17 protein-coding genes and 1 tRNA gene are annotated in these 14,555 nt (G+C 50.5%); 4 read left to right on the forward strand and 14 right to left on the reverse strand.

Annotation, left to right across the window (positions count from 1 at the left end):
- The 6 genes from pheS to ACXJJX_RS06295 form a co-directional block, all read right to left on the reverse strand.
- Entirely contained in the window at positions 1 to 1,011 is a 1,011-nt protein-coding gene (pheS, locus tag ACXJJX_RS06270) for a phenylalanine--tRNA ligase subunit alpha (RefSeq protein WP_456433261.1), read from the reverse strand.
- Between the two features lie 9 nt (positions 1,012 to 1,020).
- Positions 1,021 to 1,377: a 50S ribosomal protein L20 gene (gene rplT / locus ACXJJX_RS06275; RefSeq protein WP_456433263.1), complete on the reverse strand. Its 357-nt coding sequence runs from the start codon at positions 1,375 to 1,377 to the stop codon at positions 1,021 to 1,023.
- Between the two features lie 14 nt (positions 1,378 to 1,391).
- Positions 1,392 to 1,598: a 50S ribosomal protein L35 gene (rpmI, locus tag ACXJJX_RS06280; RefSeq protein WP_456433265.1), complete on the reverse strand. Its 207-nt coding sequence runs from the start codon at positions 1,596 to 1,598 to the stop codon at positions 1,392 to 1,394.
- A gap of 4 nt (positions 1,599 to 1,602) precedes the next feature.
- Positions 1,603 to 2,133, reverse strand: coding sequence for a translation initiation factor IF-3 (gene infC, locus ACXJJX_RS06285; protein ID WP_456433267.1), 531 nt, complete (start codon positions 2,131 to 2,133; stop codon positions 1,603 to 1,605).
- Between the two features lie 19 nt (positions 2,134 to 2,152).
- Complete coding sequence (thrS, locus tag ACXJJX_RS06290) at positions 2,153 to 4,066, reverse strand: threonine--tRNA ligase (protein WP_456433269.1); 1,914 nt, start codon at positions 4,064 to 4,066, stop codon at positions 2,153 to 2,155.
- Between the two features lie 195 nt (positions 4,067 to 4,261).
- A tRNA-Val gene (locus ACXJJX_RS06295) sits at positions 4,262 to 4,336 on the reverse strand.
- A 176-nt stretch (positions 4,337 to 4,512) separates the two neighbouring features.
- On the opposite strand from ACXJJX_RS06295, the gene ACXJJX_RS06300 reads away from it, so the two are divergent.
- The 3 genes from ACXJJX_RS06300 to ACXJJX_RS06310 are packed head-to-tail and all read left to right on the forward strand — an operon-like array spanning position 4,513 to position 7,783.
- Positions 4,513 to 5,568 (forward strand): mechanosensitive ion channel family protein, encoded by a 1,056-nt coding sequence (locus ACXJJX_RS06300; RefSeq protein ID WP_456433271.1) that lies wholly within the window; start codon positions 4,513 to 4,515, stop codon positions 5,566 to 5,568.
- Between the two features lie 44 nt (positions 5,569 to 5,612).
- Positions 5,613 to 7,382, forward strand: coding sequence for a phosphoenolpyruvate carboxykinase (locus tag ACXJJX_RS06305; RefSeq protein ID WP_456433273.1), 1,770 nt, complete (start codon positions 5,613 to 5,615; stop codon positions 7,380 to 7,382).
- 5 nt (positions 7,383 to 7,387) lie between these two features.
- Positions 7,388 to 7,783: a hypothetical protein gene (locus ACXJJX_RS06310; protein WP_456433275.1), complete on the forward strand. Its 396-nt coding sequence runs from the start codon at positions 7,388 to 7,390 to the stop codon at positions 7,781 to 7,783.
- A 3-nt stretch (positions 7,784 to 7,786) separates the two neighbouring features.
- On the opposite strand, the gene ACXJJX_RS06315 is transcribed toward ACXJJX_RS06310, so the two are convergent.
- Positions 7,787 to 8,974 carry a dicarboxylate/amino acid:cation symporter gene (locus ACXJJX_RS06315; protein ID WP_456433277.1) on the reverse strand — a complete coding sequence of 396 codons (1,188 nt, stop codon included), beginning with the start codon at positions 8,972 to 8,974 and terminating at the stop codon, positions 7,787 to 7,789.
- Positions 8,975 to 9,212: 238 nt separating this feature from the next.
- Here ACXJJX_RS06315 and ACXJJX_RS06320 point away from each other — a divergent pair, with 238 nt between their 5' ends.
- Positions 9,213 to 9,929 (forward strand): PEP-CTERM sorting domain-containing protein, encoded by a 717-nt coding sequence (locus ACXJJX_RS06320; RefSeq protein WP_456433279.1) that lies wholly within the window; start codon positions 9,213 to 9,215, stop codon positions 9,927 to 9,929.
- Here the strand turns inward: ACXJJX_RS06320 and ACXJJX_RS06325 are convergent.
- From ACXJJX_RS06325 to ACXJJX_RS06355, 7 genes are read right to left on the reverse strand one after another with little or no spacing between them, the layout of a single operon-like run.
- On the reverse strand, positions 9,892 to 10,446 hold the full coding sequence (locus ACXJJX_RS06325) for an RNA methyltransferase (RefSeq protein WP_456433281.1): 555 nt from the start codon (positions 10,444 to 10,446) through the stop codon (positions 9,892 to 9,894). The two genes, ACXJJX_RS06320 and ACXJJX_RS06325, sit on opposite strands and share 38 nt — an antisense overlap.
- Positions 10,391 to 11,179 (reverse strand): tRNA (guanosine(37)-N1)-methyltransferase TrmD, encoded by a 789-nt coding sequence (gene trmD / locus ACXJJX_RS06330; protein ID WP_456433283.1) that lies wholly within the window; start codon positions 11,177 to 11,179, stop codon positions 10,391 to 10,393. The genes ACXJJX_RS06325 and trmD overlap by 56 nt, the downstream gene beginning before the upstream one ends.
- Before the next feature lie 6 nt (positions 11,180 to 11,185).
- Entirely contained in the window at positions 11,186 to 11,716 is a 531-nt protein-coding gene (rimM, locus tag ACXJJX_RS06335; protein WP_456433285.1) for a ribosome maturation factor RimM, read from the reverse strand.
- Between the two features lie 3 nt (positions 11,717 to 11,719).
- On the reverse strand, positions 11,720 to 11,959 hold the full coding sequence (locus tag ACXJJX_RS06340; protein ID WP_166032651.1) for a KH domain-containing protein: 240 nt from the start codon (positions 11,957 to 11,959) through the stop codon (positions 11,720 to 11,722).
- 52 nt (positions 11,960 to 12,011) lie between these two features.
- On the reverse strand, positions 12,012 to 12,281 hold the full coding sequence (gene rpsP, locus ACXJJX_RS06345) for a 30S ribosomal protein S16 (RefSeq protein WP_456433288.1): 270 nt from the start codon (positions 12,279 to 12,281) through the stop codon (positions 12,012 to 12,014).
- 24 nt (positions 12,282 to 12,305) lie between these two features.
- Positions 12,306 to 13,643 (reverse strand): signal recognition particle protein, encoded by a 1,338-nt coding sequence (ffh, locus tag ACXJJX_RS06350; protein ID WP_456433290.1) that lies wholly within the window; start codon positions 13,641 to 13,643, stop codon positions 12,306 to 12,308.
- 34 nt (positions 13,644 to 13,677) lie between these two features.
- The gene (locus tag ACXJJX_RS06355) at positions 13,678 to 14,532 is read right to left on the reverse strand and encodes a class I SAM-dependent methyltransferase (RefSeq protein WP_456433292.1); all 855 of its coding nucleotides are present in this window, start codon (positions 14,530 to 14,532) and stop codon (positions 13,678 to 13,680) included.
- Positions 14,533 to 14,555: the final 23 nt, after the last annotated feature.

A 14,555-nucleotide genomic window follows, 5' to 3' on the forward strand; every position in this document is an offset into this window, starting at 1 on the left:
CTAAAACTGCTCCAGAAAACGCCAGTTGTTTTCGAAAAAGAGCCGGATATCATCAATGCCATACTTGAGCATGGTGATCCTTTCCACCCCCAGACCAAAGGCAAAGCCAGTCCACTCTTCGGTATCATAACCTACACTGGCAAAGACATTGGGATGGACCATACCTGCTCCCAAGACTTCTAGCCATCCTGTCTGACCGCAGACCCGACAGCCATCGCCTCCACACATGACACACTGGATGTCAATTTCTGCCGATGGTTCGGTAAAGGGGAAAAAACTGGGGCGGAAGCGAACAGCTGTCTGGGGTCCAAAGATCTGGTGTATAAAATGGGTCAGAACACCCTTAAGATCTGCAAAAGAGACGTCCCGATCCACCATAAGCCCTTCTACTTGGTGGAACATAGGCGTATGGGTAACGTCGGAATCACAGCGATAGACCTTCCCAGGGGCGATAATCCTCAAAGGGGGACGTCTTTTTTCCATAGCCCGGATCTGGATGGGAGAAGTATGGGTCCTAAGGAGGACATTTTCGGAGATATAAAAAGTGGCCTGCATATCCCGGGCCGGATGGTCCTTGGGAATATTTAGGGCTTCAAAATTGTAGTAGTCTAGTTCTACTTCTGGTCCTCTCTCGATGGTAAATCCCATCCGGACAAAGATATCGCAGATCTCTTCCATGACCTGGGTGATAGGGTGGAGATGCCCCAAAGGATAGGGACGCCCTGGTAGAGTGAGATCAAGCCCAGGTACCTGAGAGGCCTCAATCTCTTTAAGTTGAGTCAGGCGCTGTTTTATACTGGCCTCGAGCTCCCTTTTGGTCTTATTGGCCAGCCGGCCCACTGTTGGACGAAGCTCGACCGGAAGATCCTTTACGGCCTTGAGTATTTGGGTAAGGAGCCCTTTGCGGCCCAGATATTTGACTTTTATGGCCTCAACAGCTTTGGAATCCGGGGCCTCAGAGAGTTCCCTTAAGGCCTCAGCCCGTAGGCTTTTAAGCCTTTCTTCGTCCATAGGACAAGCTTATTTCAGATGAGCTGAGGCTACTGATACCAGCCGGCTGAAGACCTCAGGATCAGTTACCGCCAGCTGGGCTAACATCTTGCGGTCTATCTCCACTCCAGCCTTCCGGAGCCCGCCCATAAATTTGCTGTAAGAGAGTCCATTGAGCCTGGCTGCCGCCCCGATCCTTATCTGCCAGAGCCTTCGGAACTGTCTTTTACGTTGCCGTCGGTCCCGATAGGCATAGGCCATGGCTCGTTCCACAGTCTCTTTGGCCCGACGGAAGTTCCGACTCCTGTTCCCCCAATAACCTTTGGCCAGTTTGAGAATCTTTTTGTGTCTTCTCCTGGTCTTATAACCACCTTTGGTCCGTGGCATCTCTTATCACCTCGCTAGAATTTATAGGGAATAAGAACCCGAAGGGATTTCTCATGACTTTTGTCCACGACGGTGTCTTTAAGAAGGCGCCTTTTGCGCTTGCGGTTTTTTTTGCGAAGAAGGTGGCTCTTGCCTGCCCTAAAGTGGATTATCTTGCCGCTTCCAGAAACCTTAAAGCGCTTGGCCGCGGCCCGTTTGGTTTTAATTTTGTTCTTGGCCATGAAATCACCCCTTTTGCTCTTTTATTGGACCAAGGATCATGATCATCTGCCGCCCCTCCATCTTGGGGGTCTGCTCAATGCGGCCGATATCCGAAACCGCCTCGACAATTCGATTCAATACCTCTCGGCCTCGATCGATATGGACGATTTCTCGCCCTCTGAACCAGAGCCTCACCTTGACTTTGTTTTTCTCCTCCAAGAACCGACGAATATGCTTAATCTTTACCGCCAGATCGTGTTCATCGGTTTTAGGGCGGACCTTTATCTCTTTTACTTGGATGGTGGATTGCTTCTTTTTAGCCTCCTGGGCCTTTTTATTTTGCTGGTACAAAAACTTACCATAATCCATTATCCGGCATACAGGAGGTTGGGCCTGGGGAGCAATCTCTACCAGGTCCAGGTCGTGCTCTTGAGCAATCTCTAAGGCTTGGGATAGGGGAACGATCCCTATTTGTTTACCGTCGGCCCCAATTAGCCGGACTTCCCTGGCTCTGATCTGTTGGTTGATCCGATAACGTTTAGCGTCTCCTGCCACCGCCCCTTCCTTTGTTCTTTCAGATAGCCTTTTTGGCGGCTATCTCTTCTTTTAAACGATCTATAAAGCTCTCTACACTTAAGGCCGAAAACTGTTCTCCGCCCCGGGTGCGTATACTGACCGAACTCTCTTCAACCTCTCGGTCACCAATTATCACCATATAGGGGATCTTTTGCACCTGGGCCTCGCGGATTTTATACCGCAATGTCTCATTTCGGAAGTCTTTTTCTACACGAAGACCAGAAGCACTAAGTTTAACCCAGATGGACTCGGCATAAGGGATGTGGCGATCGGCCACAGTTATTACCACCGCCTGGACCGGGGCCAACCAAAGGGGGAAGGCCCCAGCATAGTGTTCCAGAAGAACGCCGAAGAAGCGTTCCAAAGAGCCCAGAAGGGCCCGGTGGATCATGATCGGACGATGAAGCCGGCCATCTTCGGCCATATAAGAGATGTCGAATCTCTCAGGGAGATTAAAATCCACCTGGATGGTGGAACACTGCCAAGAACGGTCAAGAACGTCTTTTATTTTGATGTCTATCTTAGGTCCGTAGAAGACGCCCTCACCAGGGTCTATCTCATAAGGCAGTCCTTTGGCCTCCAGAGCCCCCTTCAGGGCCTCGGTGGCTCGTTCCCAATTTTCTTCCGTACCCACAAACTTCTCTGGACGGGTAGAAAGGTAGATATCGTAGCGGTCAAAGCCAAAGACCGAGAGCATATGGACGGTAAAATCAAGAAGGGCAAAGATCTCTGAACCCAACTGATCAGGGCGGCAGAAGATGTGGGCATCGTCTTGGGTGAATCCCCGTACCCGCATAAGACCGTGGAGGACCCCACTTCTTTCATAGCGATAAACCGTTCCCAACTCACACCAACGAAGGGGAAGCTCTCGATAACTGCGGCGCCGGCTTTTATAGACAAGGATGTGAAAGGGGCAGTTCATAGGTTTTAGTTGGTACTCGACCTCGTCAATCTTCATTGGGGCAAACATGTTCTCAGCATAAAAGTTCAGATGACCGGAAACTCTCCAGAGATCACGTCGGGCAATGTGGGGAGTGATAAGAAAGGAGTAACCATGGCGGAGATGCTCATCACGCCAGAAGTCCTCAATAATTTTGCGCACTAAGGCCCCTTTGGGATGCCAGAGGATAAGCCCCGCCCCCACCTCTTCTTGGATGGAGAAGAGATCCAGATCTTTCCCTAGACGACGATGATCCCTTCTTTTGGCTTCTTCTAGCCAGTTTAGATATTTTTTGAGATCATCCTTGTGGAAAAAGGCCGTTCCATAGATGCGCCAGAGCATCTTATTGCGTTCATCCCCACGCCAATAGGCTCCAGCACAGGAGAGAAGTTTAAAGGCCTTGATCAGACCGGTATGGGGAAGATGCGGTCCCCGGCAAAGATCAACAAAATCTCCCTGACGATAGACCGAAACCCTTTCTTCAAGAAGTTCCTTAAGGATCTCGACTTTGTAAGTCTCTCCTTGCTTTTCAAAGAAATCAATGGCCTCTTCTCGGGACATCTCTTCCCGGATGAAAGGATGGCGTTTTTTAATAATCTTTTTCATCCGGGCTTCAATGGCTTTAAGGTCTTCTGGGGTAAAGGCTCGCTCGTAGTCAAAATCGTAGTAAAAACCCTGCTCAGTAGCCGGCCCAATGGCTACCTTGGCCTCGGGAAAAAGCTCTTTTACGGCCTGGGCCATCACATGGGCACAAGAATGGCGCAGAATTTCTAGGCCTAAAGGATCATCGGCAAAAACAGGTTCGATGACCCCCGAATCCTTGAGGACCGAAGAAAGATCAACCAATCGGCCATTTATTCTGGCGGCCACCAGAAGCCGGTCCTCCTTGAGAAGCCTTTTTAAGGCTTGGTGGGCAGTTATCCCGGGCTCAGCCTCTATCTTTTCTCCGGTGGGCAAAGAGATTTCGATCATTACTTAACCAAGTTATGCGCCCCACTCTCCCGACCCTTCCAGAGTTTGGACCAGATTCCCCCGGGCCCGAATCAAGGCAGGAGGTGGAAGGGGGCAATTCTGGGGCCTCCTTTTAGCAGGAAGCCCCTTTTGCCTCAAGGCCAAAACTAAAAGACCTTGTGGAGGTAGCTCCACAAGGCCCTGACGTTTCTTAGATGGTAGGCGCGGGCGGTTTCGAACCGCCGACCTCTGCCGCGTCAAGGCAGCGCTCTCCCGCTGAGCTACGCGCCTTTAGGTAAGGCTTGAAAATATCAAAGCCTCCAAAAGGTGTCAAGAAGCCCTTTGGAGGGATTTTGGGGAGGGAATGATCCACTTGGTGTGGATCTTTTGCCATTGACAGGGGCTTTATTTAAAAAGATTATCGAAAAAGCCTATAGGCAGGATAACTTCATAAGGGGTCTGTTAGGATGAAAGAATTAGTTCGTTCTGGTCTCTATGGGGGCGCTCTTTTGCTCTTCTCCGTTGTCTTGGCCCTCCTGGTTCATAGGATTATCTTTGCCCTCCTGGAAAGGATCAGTCAGAAGACCGAAAGCCCCCTTGATGACCTTCTACTCAGACATCTTAAGAGACCCTCCCGTCTACTTTTGCTCATTATGGTTCTTTTTCTCGCCTTAGCCTTTATTCCCTTTCCTCAAGGACGTGTCTCTGAGGTCCGACACGGTCTGATCCTTCTCCTCATTGCTTCTCTGGCCTGGTTTTTGATTGAAGGGGCCCTGTTTTTGGAAGATTTGATCCTTATTCGCTATCCACTAGGGGTTCGGGATAATCTTTTGGCCCGGAAGATCTACACCCAGGTAAGGGTGATTAAACGAATTGTCATCGTTCTTTCCATATTTTTGGCCTTTTCTCTGGCCCTTCTTACCTTTCCTCGTATCCGTCAGATTGGGATAAGTCTTCTGGCCTCGGCTGGTCTAGTCGGACTTGTTTTAGGCATGGCTGCCCAGAAGACTCTGGCCAGCCTAATTGCCGGTTTTCAATTGGCCATTACCCAACCTATTCGGATTGATGATGTGGTCATCGTTGAAGGCGAGTGGGGGCGGGTTGAGGAGATAACCCTTACTTATGTTGTCGTCAGAATTTGGGACTTACGAAGGCTGATTGTTCCCATAAGTTATTTTCTCGAACGTCCCTTTGAGAACTGGACTCGGGTTTCGGCCGATATTCTCGCCACCGTTTATATCTATGCCGACTACAGCCTGCCGATAGGGCCAGTGCGAGAGGCGCTTTATCGGATCCTTAAAAGCTCCCCCCTTTGGGATGGCAAGGTCTGGGGGCTTCAGGTAACAGAGGCCACCGAGAAGACCATAGAACTTAGGGCCCTTATGAGTGCTGCGGATTCGTCTTCGGCCTGGGATCTGCGCTGTGAGGTCCGAGAAGGGCTTATTGCCTTCATCAGAGACAAATACCCCCAGTGCCTTCCCCGGATACGGGCCGAGGTGGGAGAAAAAGGACAAGGAGTTTAAACTCTAACTTGACTTTTGGCCCGGCCAGGATAATTTCAGCCTCCATGAAAAGACCTTATGCCATTGTAAAGAACCGGATCCTGATAAACACGGCCCTTCTTTACTGCGACACCCTGGAGAAACTTCTCCGTAGCGTCCTCTTTGAGGATATTGTCTGCCGTTATCTTCGTCGCCTCAAATCCCGGACGCCCAAACGATATGAGGAACTTTCCTTGGCCCTGGGGGCAGATGGTGACGAGAACGGCCTTCTGGAAAAGATACTAACGCTTTTGAGGATGTTGAGTACTAACCGGGCGGAAGAACTCGTCAATCTGAGCCCAGCCTTTGCCTCAGCCTTAGAGAGGCGCTGCCTGCTGAGGGAATTTGTTGAGGGCCTTTATGATTACTGGCGACACTTTGAACGTTATTTGGTCCTTCCGGCCCCTAGTGGAACTAAGGCCCCTCAAGCAGACCTCTATCATTCCCAGTTTGTTACCATTAACGAAGAGTTGAAGATGCTCATTCTCAGGCTCTACCGGACGGTGATTACCAATCTTACCGGAGAGTCCATCAGGGTCTATAGGCAGTTGCCAGCAGCTACCAATCTTGGAGTCCTCACCGAGAGGATTGATTGGGACATTCCCGGGAAGGAATATCAGGGACTTTCTGAAGTTCCCTTCATCCGCTACGTACTTTTTGAACCACCAATAATCTTTTATCCCCGTCAAAACAAACGTCGGGGAGCCTTTATTGAACTTTTTGAAAATCCCTTAAAAGGCCTTAAGCTCTCCTCTGAGGAGTGGTTCTGCTATCCAGCCAAGGTTGGACGGCTGACCATTTTTATTTTTTTTCATCGAGATTTTGCCTCCTTGGGTTTTTCTCTTTCTAATCTTTTTGAGCTGGCCGATCGCAGTGATATCTCTGGCCAGCGTCCAGATGCGGTGTTGGTCTTCGGAGGCCCCCCAGTGGGCCAGGAGGGTATCTCTTTCTTCTATGAAGATAAAGAAAGTGATTTCGTTGTTGGTTATGTTGTCGGAAGTGAGGCTGCTGACTACTTTGGCTACCTTAAGAAGACTACCCTTACCCTCCATAACCTGATTATGATCAAACGTGGCTGTCTTCCTCTTCACGGGGCCGGGGTTCACATTGAGCTCAAGGATGGTTCCGCAGCCAATCTGATCATTGTTGGCGACTCTGGTGCCGGAAAGAGTGAAACCCTTGAGGCCTTCCGCGTTTTAGCTGAGGATCATCTTAGCGAAATGATCATCATCTTTGATGACATGGGCTCTCTGGATGATACGGGAGATGATGTTCTCTGCTATGGTACAGAAGTGGGGGCCTTTTTGCGGCTAGATGATCTTTCTCCAGGATATGCCTTCTCTGAGATAGACCGGAGTATATTTATGAACCCTCACCTTACCAATGCCCGAATCGTTATTCCCGTAGCTTATTATCATCAGGTGGTGATGGGGCATCCAGTTGATATCTTCCTTTATGCTAATAACTATGAACAGGTGGATCGGGAGCGGCCGATCATTGAATTCTTTCCTGGTCCGGAAGAAGCCCTAGGGGTTTTTCGCTCCGGGGCCCGGATGGCCAAGGGCACTACCGATGAAAAGGGGCTGGTTCACTCCTATTTTGCTAATCCCTTTGGGGCTCCTCAGCGAAAGCCCATTCATGAAGCCTTGGCTAAACGGTTCTTTGAGGCCATGTTCAAAAGAGGCATTCGAGTGGGACAGGTGAGGACCAGGCTAGCCATCGATGGCTATGAGCAGGATGGTCCTCTGGCAGCAGCTGAAGCCATCTTTGATCTAATAAAACAGACCAGTAGATAGGCCTTATGGGCCCCAAACATGCCATTCCCCGACCCTTTCCGCGTTGGGTTCCGTGGGCGGCCTTTGCCATCGGCATTACGGCCTCGGTGTCTTATCGCCTGATCATTGTGGCCAAACACCTTGATCCAGCCTGGATCAGACCACTCTGGTATGTGGCTGTCTGCGGGAATTCATTATTTTTCTTGTATCGCTACATCATCAGCCAGCGAAGGCAGAAGGTGGTAATCGAGAGGGGAATCCTTGAGAAGCTCAAAAATGGCTGTTGTCTTTCTCCTGAAGACTGTCAGGCTGTTCGCTATCTGGTCTATAGCACCGTGATCACCAAGGAGAAGTGGAACTACTTTGTCATCTTTGCCTCTACAATCTTGGCCATCCTTTTTGATCTTCTCTGGCCCGGATAGTCTTCAGGAATCTGCCAATCGGCTGATTATCCGGGCTCCGATAAGATCTCCCCAGACGTTGATAGCCGTGCGGAGCATATCCAGAAAACGGTCCACTGCCAATATGAGCCCTATTCCCTCAAGCGGAAGCCCCACGGCCTGGAGGACCATGGTCATGGTGACCAGCCCCGCACTGGGAATGCCAGCAGCCCCAATTGAAGCCAAAGTGGCTGTAAGGAAGATGATGACCTGTTGGGAAAAACTGAGATCTATCTGGTAGGCGTTGGCTATAAACATGGCTGCTATAGCCTCATAGAGGGCGGTGCCATCCATGTTGATGGTCGCCCCTAAGGGCAGGACAAAGCCGGCCACCTTCTTGGGGACCCCGGCCTTCTCCTCGGCCACTTCCAGGGAGATGGGCAGAGTGGCCGAACTTGAGGCCGTAGAGAAGGCCACCAAAAGGGCCTCCCTTACAGAGAGGAAATACTGCCAGGGGTTTGTCTTCCCTAAAAAAGCCAGCAGGAGGGCCAAGGTGAGGCCAGCATGAATACAGAGCCCGGCGGCCACTGTCAAGGCATACTCCCAGAGGTGGAATATGGGAGCCAGCCCCTTTTCGGCGACAATGTTGGCCACAATCGCCATTACTCCCAGGGGAGTGAGTCTAATTATGCCCCGTATGAGGGCAATCAGGGCGTCATTTAGGGCCTCAAAGAAAGAAAACAGATTTTCGCGTTTGGACTTTTCCAGACTCAGGGTGGCCAATCCAAGGATCAAGGCAAAGAAGATGATCGGTAGAACCTCTCCCTCTGCAAGGCTCTTTACCGGATTAGCCGGGACAATTCCCAGGATGAGATCACGCAGGCCAAAGGACTGAAAGGCCACCTCGCCTGCTCCATTGAATTTTATCTCCCCTCCAGGCCGAGCAATGTTTACCAGGATAAGACCAGTGGCTACCGAAAGAGAGGTTGTAGCCAGATAATAAACGGTCGTCTTGCCTCCTATTTCTTTTATCTTCCGGATCGATCCCAGGCCAGAGAGGCTGATAAAGACCGAGGCAAAGATGAGAGGGGCGATAATCATCTTAAGGAGTCTCAAGAAAAGATCTCCTACCAACTTGATAGATGTGGCCACTTCAGGGAGCCAGTGGCCTAAAATGAGCCCCAAAAAAATGGCCAAAAGGGTCTGATTCTCTACTGAACGTAAGGCTTTCATCCCCAAAGGGCTTAACACAGGTCAGAGGGCCAAAGAAAGCCCCCAAGATAAACTTCTCTTGATTACTAAGGGTTTGAAAAAAAAATTCCTTCCCAGAGGGAAAACTTTTTCCATTAAAAATTGGGTATTCAATTTAGATAAAATTGTTTTTTGTCGCTAATCTAGGAAGAATTTTATGTAAATTTTGGATCCATTTTTGCATTTCCTATTTAAGGAAGTTGGGGTTGGGGGTATAGAGATGAGGTCTATATTTAAAATTCTTGGGGGGACAGTGCTCCTTTTCCTCCTGAGCATAAGCCCGCTTGAAGCCTATCATCTCAAATTTCACGCTCAGACAGATGATGGCTATCATGTCTCAGCCTGGGCCAAGGCCTACCTGGATCCTGATTACAGCCTTCACATTATCCTTCACAATACAACCCTGGTGGATTCTGGGCCGGCGGCCATAACTGCTATCTTCTTCCAGTATGAAAACGAGGTTGATATCTCTTCGGTGGAGCTCTGGGCCGAGGGGGAGGATTTGGTCGGTCAGGGATACTGGGGCTGGGATTACGATTATACCCAGGGATGCCATCCGCCAGGAGGTGGGGGATGGCGTTTCGATTTTCTGGCCCAGACAAGGTGGGGTATTAGATATGGTCTGATAAACCCTGATTATCCAGATCCCCCTCAAAGGCGTTATTTGACTCCGGCGGAGCTAGTAGTCAAGTTCAGTGAGGATCCAGGGGCTCTTTTTATCGGTGAGGGTATTGGGCTTAAGTTTCAGGGAATCTGTAGTGATAAATGTTGTGGTGGCCATGGTGGACACTGCTGTTGCGATGACAGCGAGGTCATCACCCTGGATCCCATCCCCGAGCCAGCCAGCCTTGTCCTTTTGGGTACTGGGCTTCTAGCCTTGGCCGGCGGAGGGAGGAGGCTTAGGGACAAGGTTTTCCCAAAAGACGGTCCAAGATAATGGCTGCGGCGGTCCGTACTGAAAGATGATTGTAGTCTGTGGGGCCACAAATTGGTTCGAGGATATAGTCGGCCCGTTTAAAGACTATGGGAGCCAGTCCAGAAGCCGTTCCCAGAATAACAAGAAGGGGATCCTTTAATCTCCGGGCTTCCTCAAAAGTAAGGGTAATCCTTGGGGGGTTGGCTCCAGTGGCGATCGTTCGGGGGGGATCGGCCTCCTCAAGTTTGATCTTCTCTAAGGCCTCCTGGAGGCTTCCTGCTACCCGACAAAGGGAAAGGGCTTGGCAGCGATCTGGATTCGCCTCACCCCCACGGCCTCGGGTCCAGTAATCAATAATCTCCTTGGCTAAGGCCTGTTGGTCAGACAGCGGAGTGATGAGAAAAAAGCTTCTAACCCCATAGGTCCGAGCCGCACGGGAGATGTCATGGATATCGAGATTGGTAATTGATGAGGTGATGGTTTCACCCTGACGATTGATCACCGGATGATGGACAAGGGCTAGGTGTATCCGGGACATCTTCTTCTCTCCAGCCTAGTCTTTTGAGAATCTTACGGTCTTCAGGAGAAAGAGGGGCTTTTTTAAGAAGATCTGGTCGCCATTTAAGAGTCTCTCTAAGGGCTTCTTGCCTTCGGTACTGGGTAACGGCTTGATGATCCCCCGAGACAAGGATCTCCGGGACAGGCCAGCCTTTAAAGACCCGGGGTCTAGTATATTGAGGATACTTGAGGAGTCCATCGCTGAAGGAGTCCTTCCGGGCAGAGTCCGGATGGCCGAGGACCCCAGGGACAAGACGACTTATAACCTCAATGATTACCAGAGCAGCTACCTCTCCGCCAAACAGAACATAGTCTCCGATAGATAGTTCTTCGTGGACACAGTGAATCTTAATGCGTTCATCAACACCTTCATAACGACCACAGATAAGAACAAGCCTTTTCTTCTCGGCCAGTTCTAGGGCCACTTGGTGATTGAGAAGCCGGCCCCTAGGACCAAGGAGGATGATGTATGGCGGGGGAGGGGCCTTTTTAAGGGCCTCCAGGGCATAAAAAATGGGTTCAGGCTTCATGACCATGCCTTCTCCTCCCCCAAAGGGGCGATCATCGGTCATGCGATGTTTGTCTCGGGCATAATCTCTGATATTTATTAAGTTGATCTGAATTAGTCCTTTTTCAACGGCCTTGCCGAGAAGCCCCACCTTAAGAGGAGATCGAAAATATTCGGGGAAGATGGTCAGGACATCAAATTGCATCTTGGGCTACTCCTGAGTCTCAAGGAGTCCGGGAGGGGGGCTGATCCGCATCTTTTTGGCTGTAAGATCGATCTCAAGGACTATCTCTTTTATGGCCGGGATAAGATACTCTTTACCCTTTTCAGTCCTTACGACATAAAGGTCATAGGGACCTATTGGCCAAACAGCCTTAAGAAGCCCCAACCTCTCTCCAGTGTCTAAAAAGACCTCAAGGCCTAGGAGCTGGTGGATGTAGAACTTTCCCTCTTCAGGTGGGGGTAGATCGCTTTGGGGATATAAGATTTCTTTTCCAACTAAGGACTCGGCTGCCTCTCGATCCTCTATGCCTTTAAACTTCAAAAGGAGGCCCCGCCTCCCTGGGGCAAACCTCCCCTTTTCGACCAGGAGTTCCTTCAATTTGCCGTTTTGGCAGATGAAAAAACGCTCCAGCTGGAGCAGATCTTCTTGGTCGATTACATAGGCCAATACCTTGACTTCACCACCTAGCCCATGGGCCCGGACAATCCTCCCTAAGGGAAGGAGCCCTGTTTTGCCCATAGGCTACTCGATGATTTCAAGAACGGCCCGTTTCTTAAGCTTCGTGGAGGCGGCGCTGAGGATGGTCCTCATGGCTCGGGCTGTTCGCCCCTGCTTGCCAATGACCTTGCCCAGATCCTCTTTGGCCACTTTGAGTTCGATAACCGAGGTCTGCTCTCCTTCGATCTCGCTTACCTGGACCTCTTCTGGCTTGTCCACCAGGGCTTTGGCGATGTGCTCAATGAGCTCCTTCAACTTTCCCATAGATCACCTCCGTCGTCGTTCTCCACGAAGCCAAATATAAGCACAAATTTGGCTAATTGGTAGCCATTTCTTTGATCTGCTTGAGAATTCCCGACTTTTTCAGGAGACTCCGGACGGTATCCGTGGGTTCAGCCCCTAAATCGAGCCATTTTTTGACCTTGGCAGGATCAACCTTGAATTCATAGGGATCCTTAAGGGGATCATAGTAACCCAAGATTTCAAAAAACTTTCCATCTCGAGGGGCCTCAGAATTGGCGGCTACCACTCGGTAAAAGGGACGCTTCTTGGCCCCCATGCGCATGAGTCTGATCCTGATGGCCATCAGACGACACCTCCTTTAGATCTCTTAAAATGGAAAGGCTCCGGGGCCAAAAGGAAGCCCCCGCAGGCCCTTTTTCTTGACTCTTTTAAGCATTTTCTGCATCTGATTGAAGCTCTTTAACAGACGATTGACATCCTGAACACTGGTTCCTGAGCCGCGGGCAATCCGCCTTTTACGACTAGCGTTCAGGATGCGCGGATTCCTTCGTTCCTCCGGGGTCATGGAGTTGATTATGGCCTCCATGCGGACAAACTCTTTTTCATCAACTCCGAGGTTGTCAAGATTTTTGAGTTTGTTCATCCCGGGAATCATTGAAAGGAGTTGGCTTAAGGGCCCCATTTTTTTTATCTGACGGATCTGATCCCGTAGATCTTCAAGGGTAAAGGCCTCTTTGCGAAGCTTCTCCTGAAGCTCGAGTGCCTTTTTCTGATCGATGGTCTCTTGGGCCTTTTCAATGAGGGAAAGTATGTCTCCCATACCCAGGATGCGATTAGCGATCCGGTCAGGAGCAAAGATCTCTAGCGATTCAAGTTTTTCTCCGGTACCCAGGAATTTGATGGGTTTTCCCGTTACCGCTCGGATTGAAAGGGCCGCTCCTCCACGGGCATCACCTTCCATCTTGGTGAGAATCACTCCGGTGATCCCTATGGCTTCATCAAAGGCCTTGGCCATGTTAACGGCATCCTGGCCGGTCATGGCATCGGCCACGAGGAGGATCTCTAAAGGGGAGATGGCGGCCTTAATCTCTTTGAGCTCCTCCATCAGGGTCTCGTCTATGTGGAGCCGACCAGCTGTGTCAACAATGGCAATGTCTCGCCCCAAGGCCTTAGCCTGGACCATGGCCAAACGGGCAATCTCTGGAGGGCTTTGTCCAGCCTGGGGTTCATAGACCGGGACATCCAGAGAACGCCCCAAGGTCTTTAGCTGTTCGATGGCAGCCGGCCGATAGATATCGGCCGCTACCAGATAGGGATTACGTCCCTTTTTCTTAAGAAAACGGGCCAACTTGGCAGCGGTGGTCGTTTTACCTGAGCCTTGTAGCCCCACCATCAGGATGGCTAAAGGAGTAGGGCCAGAGAGATTCAAGGGGGACAGCTCCTCCCCTAAGGTCCTGATCAATTCTTCATGGACGATCTTTATAACTTGCTGGGCCGGAGTGAGGCTTTCCATAACCTCAGCCCCCAGGGCCCTTTCTTTGACCCGGGCGATAAAATCCTTGACCACCCGGTAGTTGACATCGGCCTCAAGGAGGGCTAGACGCACCTCCCTTAAGGCCTGATCTATATCGGCCTCGGAGAGCTTTCCTCGGCCCTTGAGCCGCTTGAAGGCCTGGTTGAGCCTTTCGGTTAGATTTTCGAACATGACGGCGGCAAACTACTCAATAGGATGAGAGGTGTCAAGCAGACTTATCTACCAAGACAAAGCCGATCCTTACCTTGGTCTCGGTCCTAATTATTCCGTTGTCGGCCTTTTGGGCAAGTATTTCCCTGACTATCTCTTTGTCCTTCTCTTCAAGTCTGCCATCTGCCTCAAGGCGCCAGAGCATGTGATTAATTTCGGCCTCAAGAGGTCTTTTTCGCACCCAGAGTCCTTTGAAAAGACGACACTCAGGAGCTAGCCCCAAGCTATAGAAGAGGTTGAAGTGGTTGATCACCGTGGCCCTAAAGGGCTTTGGGGGGCGGCCAAAGATAGCTTCGTGAACTTCCCGATAAAGCAGATTCTCTCTTAGTCCGGCCCAGTGGACTAGAGCCACAAAACGTTCAGATAGCTCGAACATCCTCTCCACAGTCTCAACAAAGTTGAGCACCGGGGTCATGGCGGCAAAGGTCAGATGAAATCTTCCCTCCGGCTGGTAAGAGAACCAGTCGGCCTCGATCACCTTAAGGTTTTTGATCCCCAGTCTTTGGGCCTTTTTTTGGAGACAGGCCAGCATTCTAGGAGAGACATCAATGGCTAGGATTTCGGCCACTTTAGGGGCCATTTTTAGAGTGTAAGGGCCGGTCCCACAGGCAATCTCTAAGACTCGTCCTTGGGGTATCAGGGCCCCTCGCTTCTCCAGGGTGGAGATAATCTCCTGGAGCATGCCCTGATAAAAGCTACAGGTCTCAAGATCATCATAATCTTGGGCCAGTCGGTCCCATTTTTCAGGCTTAAGCCAAGGATCTGGTCCCTGATAACGGCGCAGGCGCCCCCACCAAAACTGGGGGGTAAAAACTTTATCTTCTCCTTGATGGCAGCATCTTTGGGCCATGATTTAACTTTAGCAGAAAGACC

Source organism: Thermosulfuriphilus sp. (genome assembly GCF_054026695.1).

What these genes read in the sequence shown, in the direction of transcription:
- pheS (WP_456433261.1), bottom strand. Translation starts at nt 1,011, where the DNA reads ATGGACGAAGAAAGGCTTAAAAGCCTACGGGCTGAGGCCTTAAGGGAA.
- rplT (WP_456433263.1), bottom strand. Translation starts at nt 1,377, where the DNA reads ATGCCACGGACCAAAGGTGGTTATAAGACCAGGAGAAGACACAAAAAG.
- rpmI (WP_456433265.1), bottom strand. Translation starts at nt 1,598, where the DNA reads ATGGCCAAGAACAAAATTAAAACCAAACGGGCCGCGGCCAAGCGCTTT.
- thrS (WP_456433269.1), bottom strand. Translation starts at nt 4,066, where the DNA reads ATGATCGAAATCTCTTTGCCCACCGGAGAAAAGATAGAGGCTGAGCCC.
- ACXJJX_RS06300 (WP_456433271.1), top strand. Translation starts at nt 4,513, where the DNA reads ATGAAAGAATTAGTTCGTTCTGGTCTCTATGGGGGCGCTCTTTTGCTC.
- ACXJJX_RS06305 (WP_456433273.1), top strand. Translation starts at nt 5,613, where the DNA reads ATGAAAAGACCTTATGCCATTGTAAAGAACCGGATCCTGATAAACACG.
- ACXJJX_RS06310 (WP_456433275.1), top strand. Translation starts at nt 7,388, where the DNA reads ATGGGCCCCAAACATGCCATTCCCCGACCCTTTCCGCGTTGGGTTCCG.
- ACXJJX_RS06315 (WP_456433277.1), bottom strand. Translation starts at nt 8,974, where the DNA reads ATGAAAGCCTTACGTTCAGTAGAGAATCAGACCCTTTTGGCCATTTTT.
- ACXJJX_RS06320 (WP_456433279.1), top strand. Translation starts at nt 9,213, where the DNA reads ATGAGGTCTATATTTAAAATTCTTGGGGGGACAGTGCTCCTTTTCCTC.
- ACXJJX_RS06325 (WP_456433281.1), bottom strand. Translation starts at nt 10,446, where the DNA reads ATGTCCCGGATACACCTAGCCCTTGTCCATCATCCGGTGATCAATCGT.
- trmD (WP_456433283.1), bottom strand. Translation starts at nt 11,179, where the DNA reads ATGCAATTTGATGTCCTGACCATCTTCCCCGAATATTTTCGATCTCCT.
- rimM (WP_456433285.1), bottom strand. Translation starts at nt 11,716, where the DNA reads ATGGGCAAAACAGGGCTCCTTCCCTTAGGGAGGATTGTCCGGGCCCAT.
- ACXJJX_RS06340 (WP_166032651.1), bottom strand. Translation starts at nt 11,959, where the DNA reads ATGGGAAAGTTGAAGGAGCTCATTGAGCACATCGCCAAAGCCCTGGTG.
- rpsP (WP_456433288.1), bottom strand. Translation starts at nt 12,281, where the DNA reads ATGGCCATCAGGATCAGACTCATGCGCATGGGGGCCAAGAAGCGTCCC.
- ffh (WP_456433290.1), bottom strand. Translation starts at nt 13,643, where the DNA reads ATGTTCGAAAATCTAACCGAAAGGCTCAACCAGGCCTTCAAGCGGCTC.
- ACXJJX_RS06355 (WP_456433292.1), bottom strand. Translation starts at nt 14,532, where the DNA reads ATGGCCCAAAGATGCTGCCATCAAGGAGAAGATAAAGTTTTTACCCCC.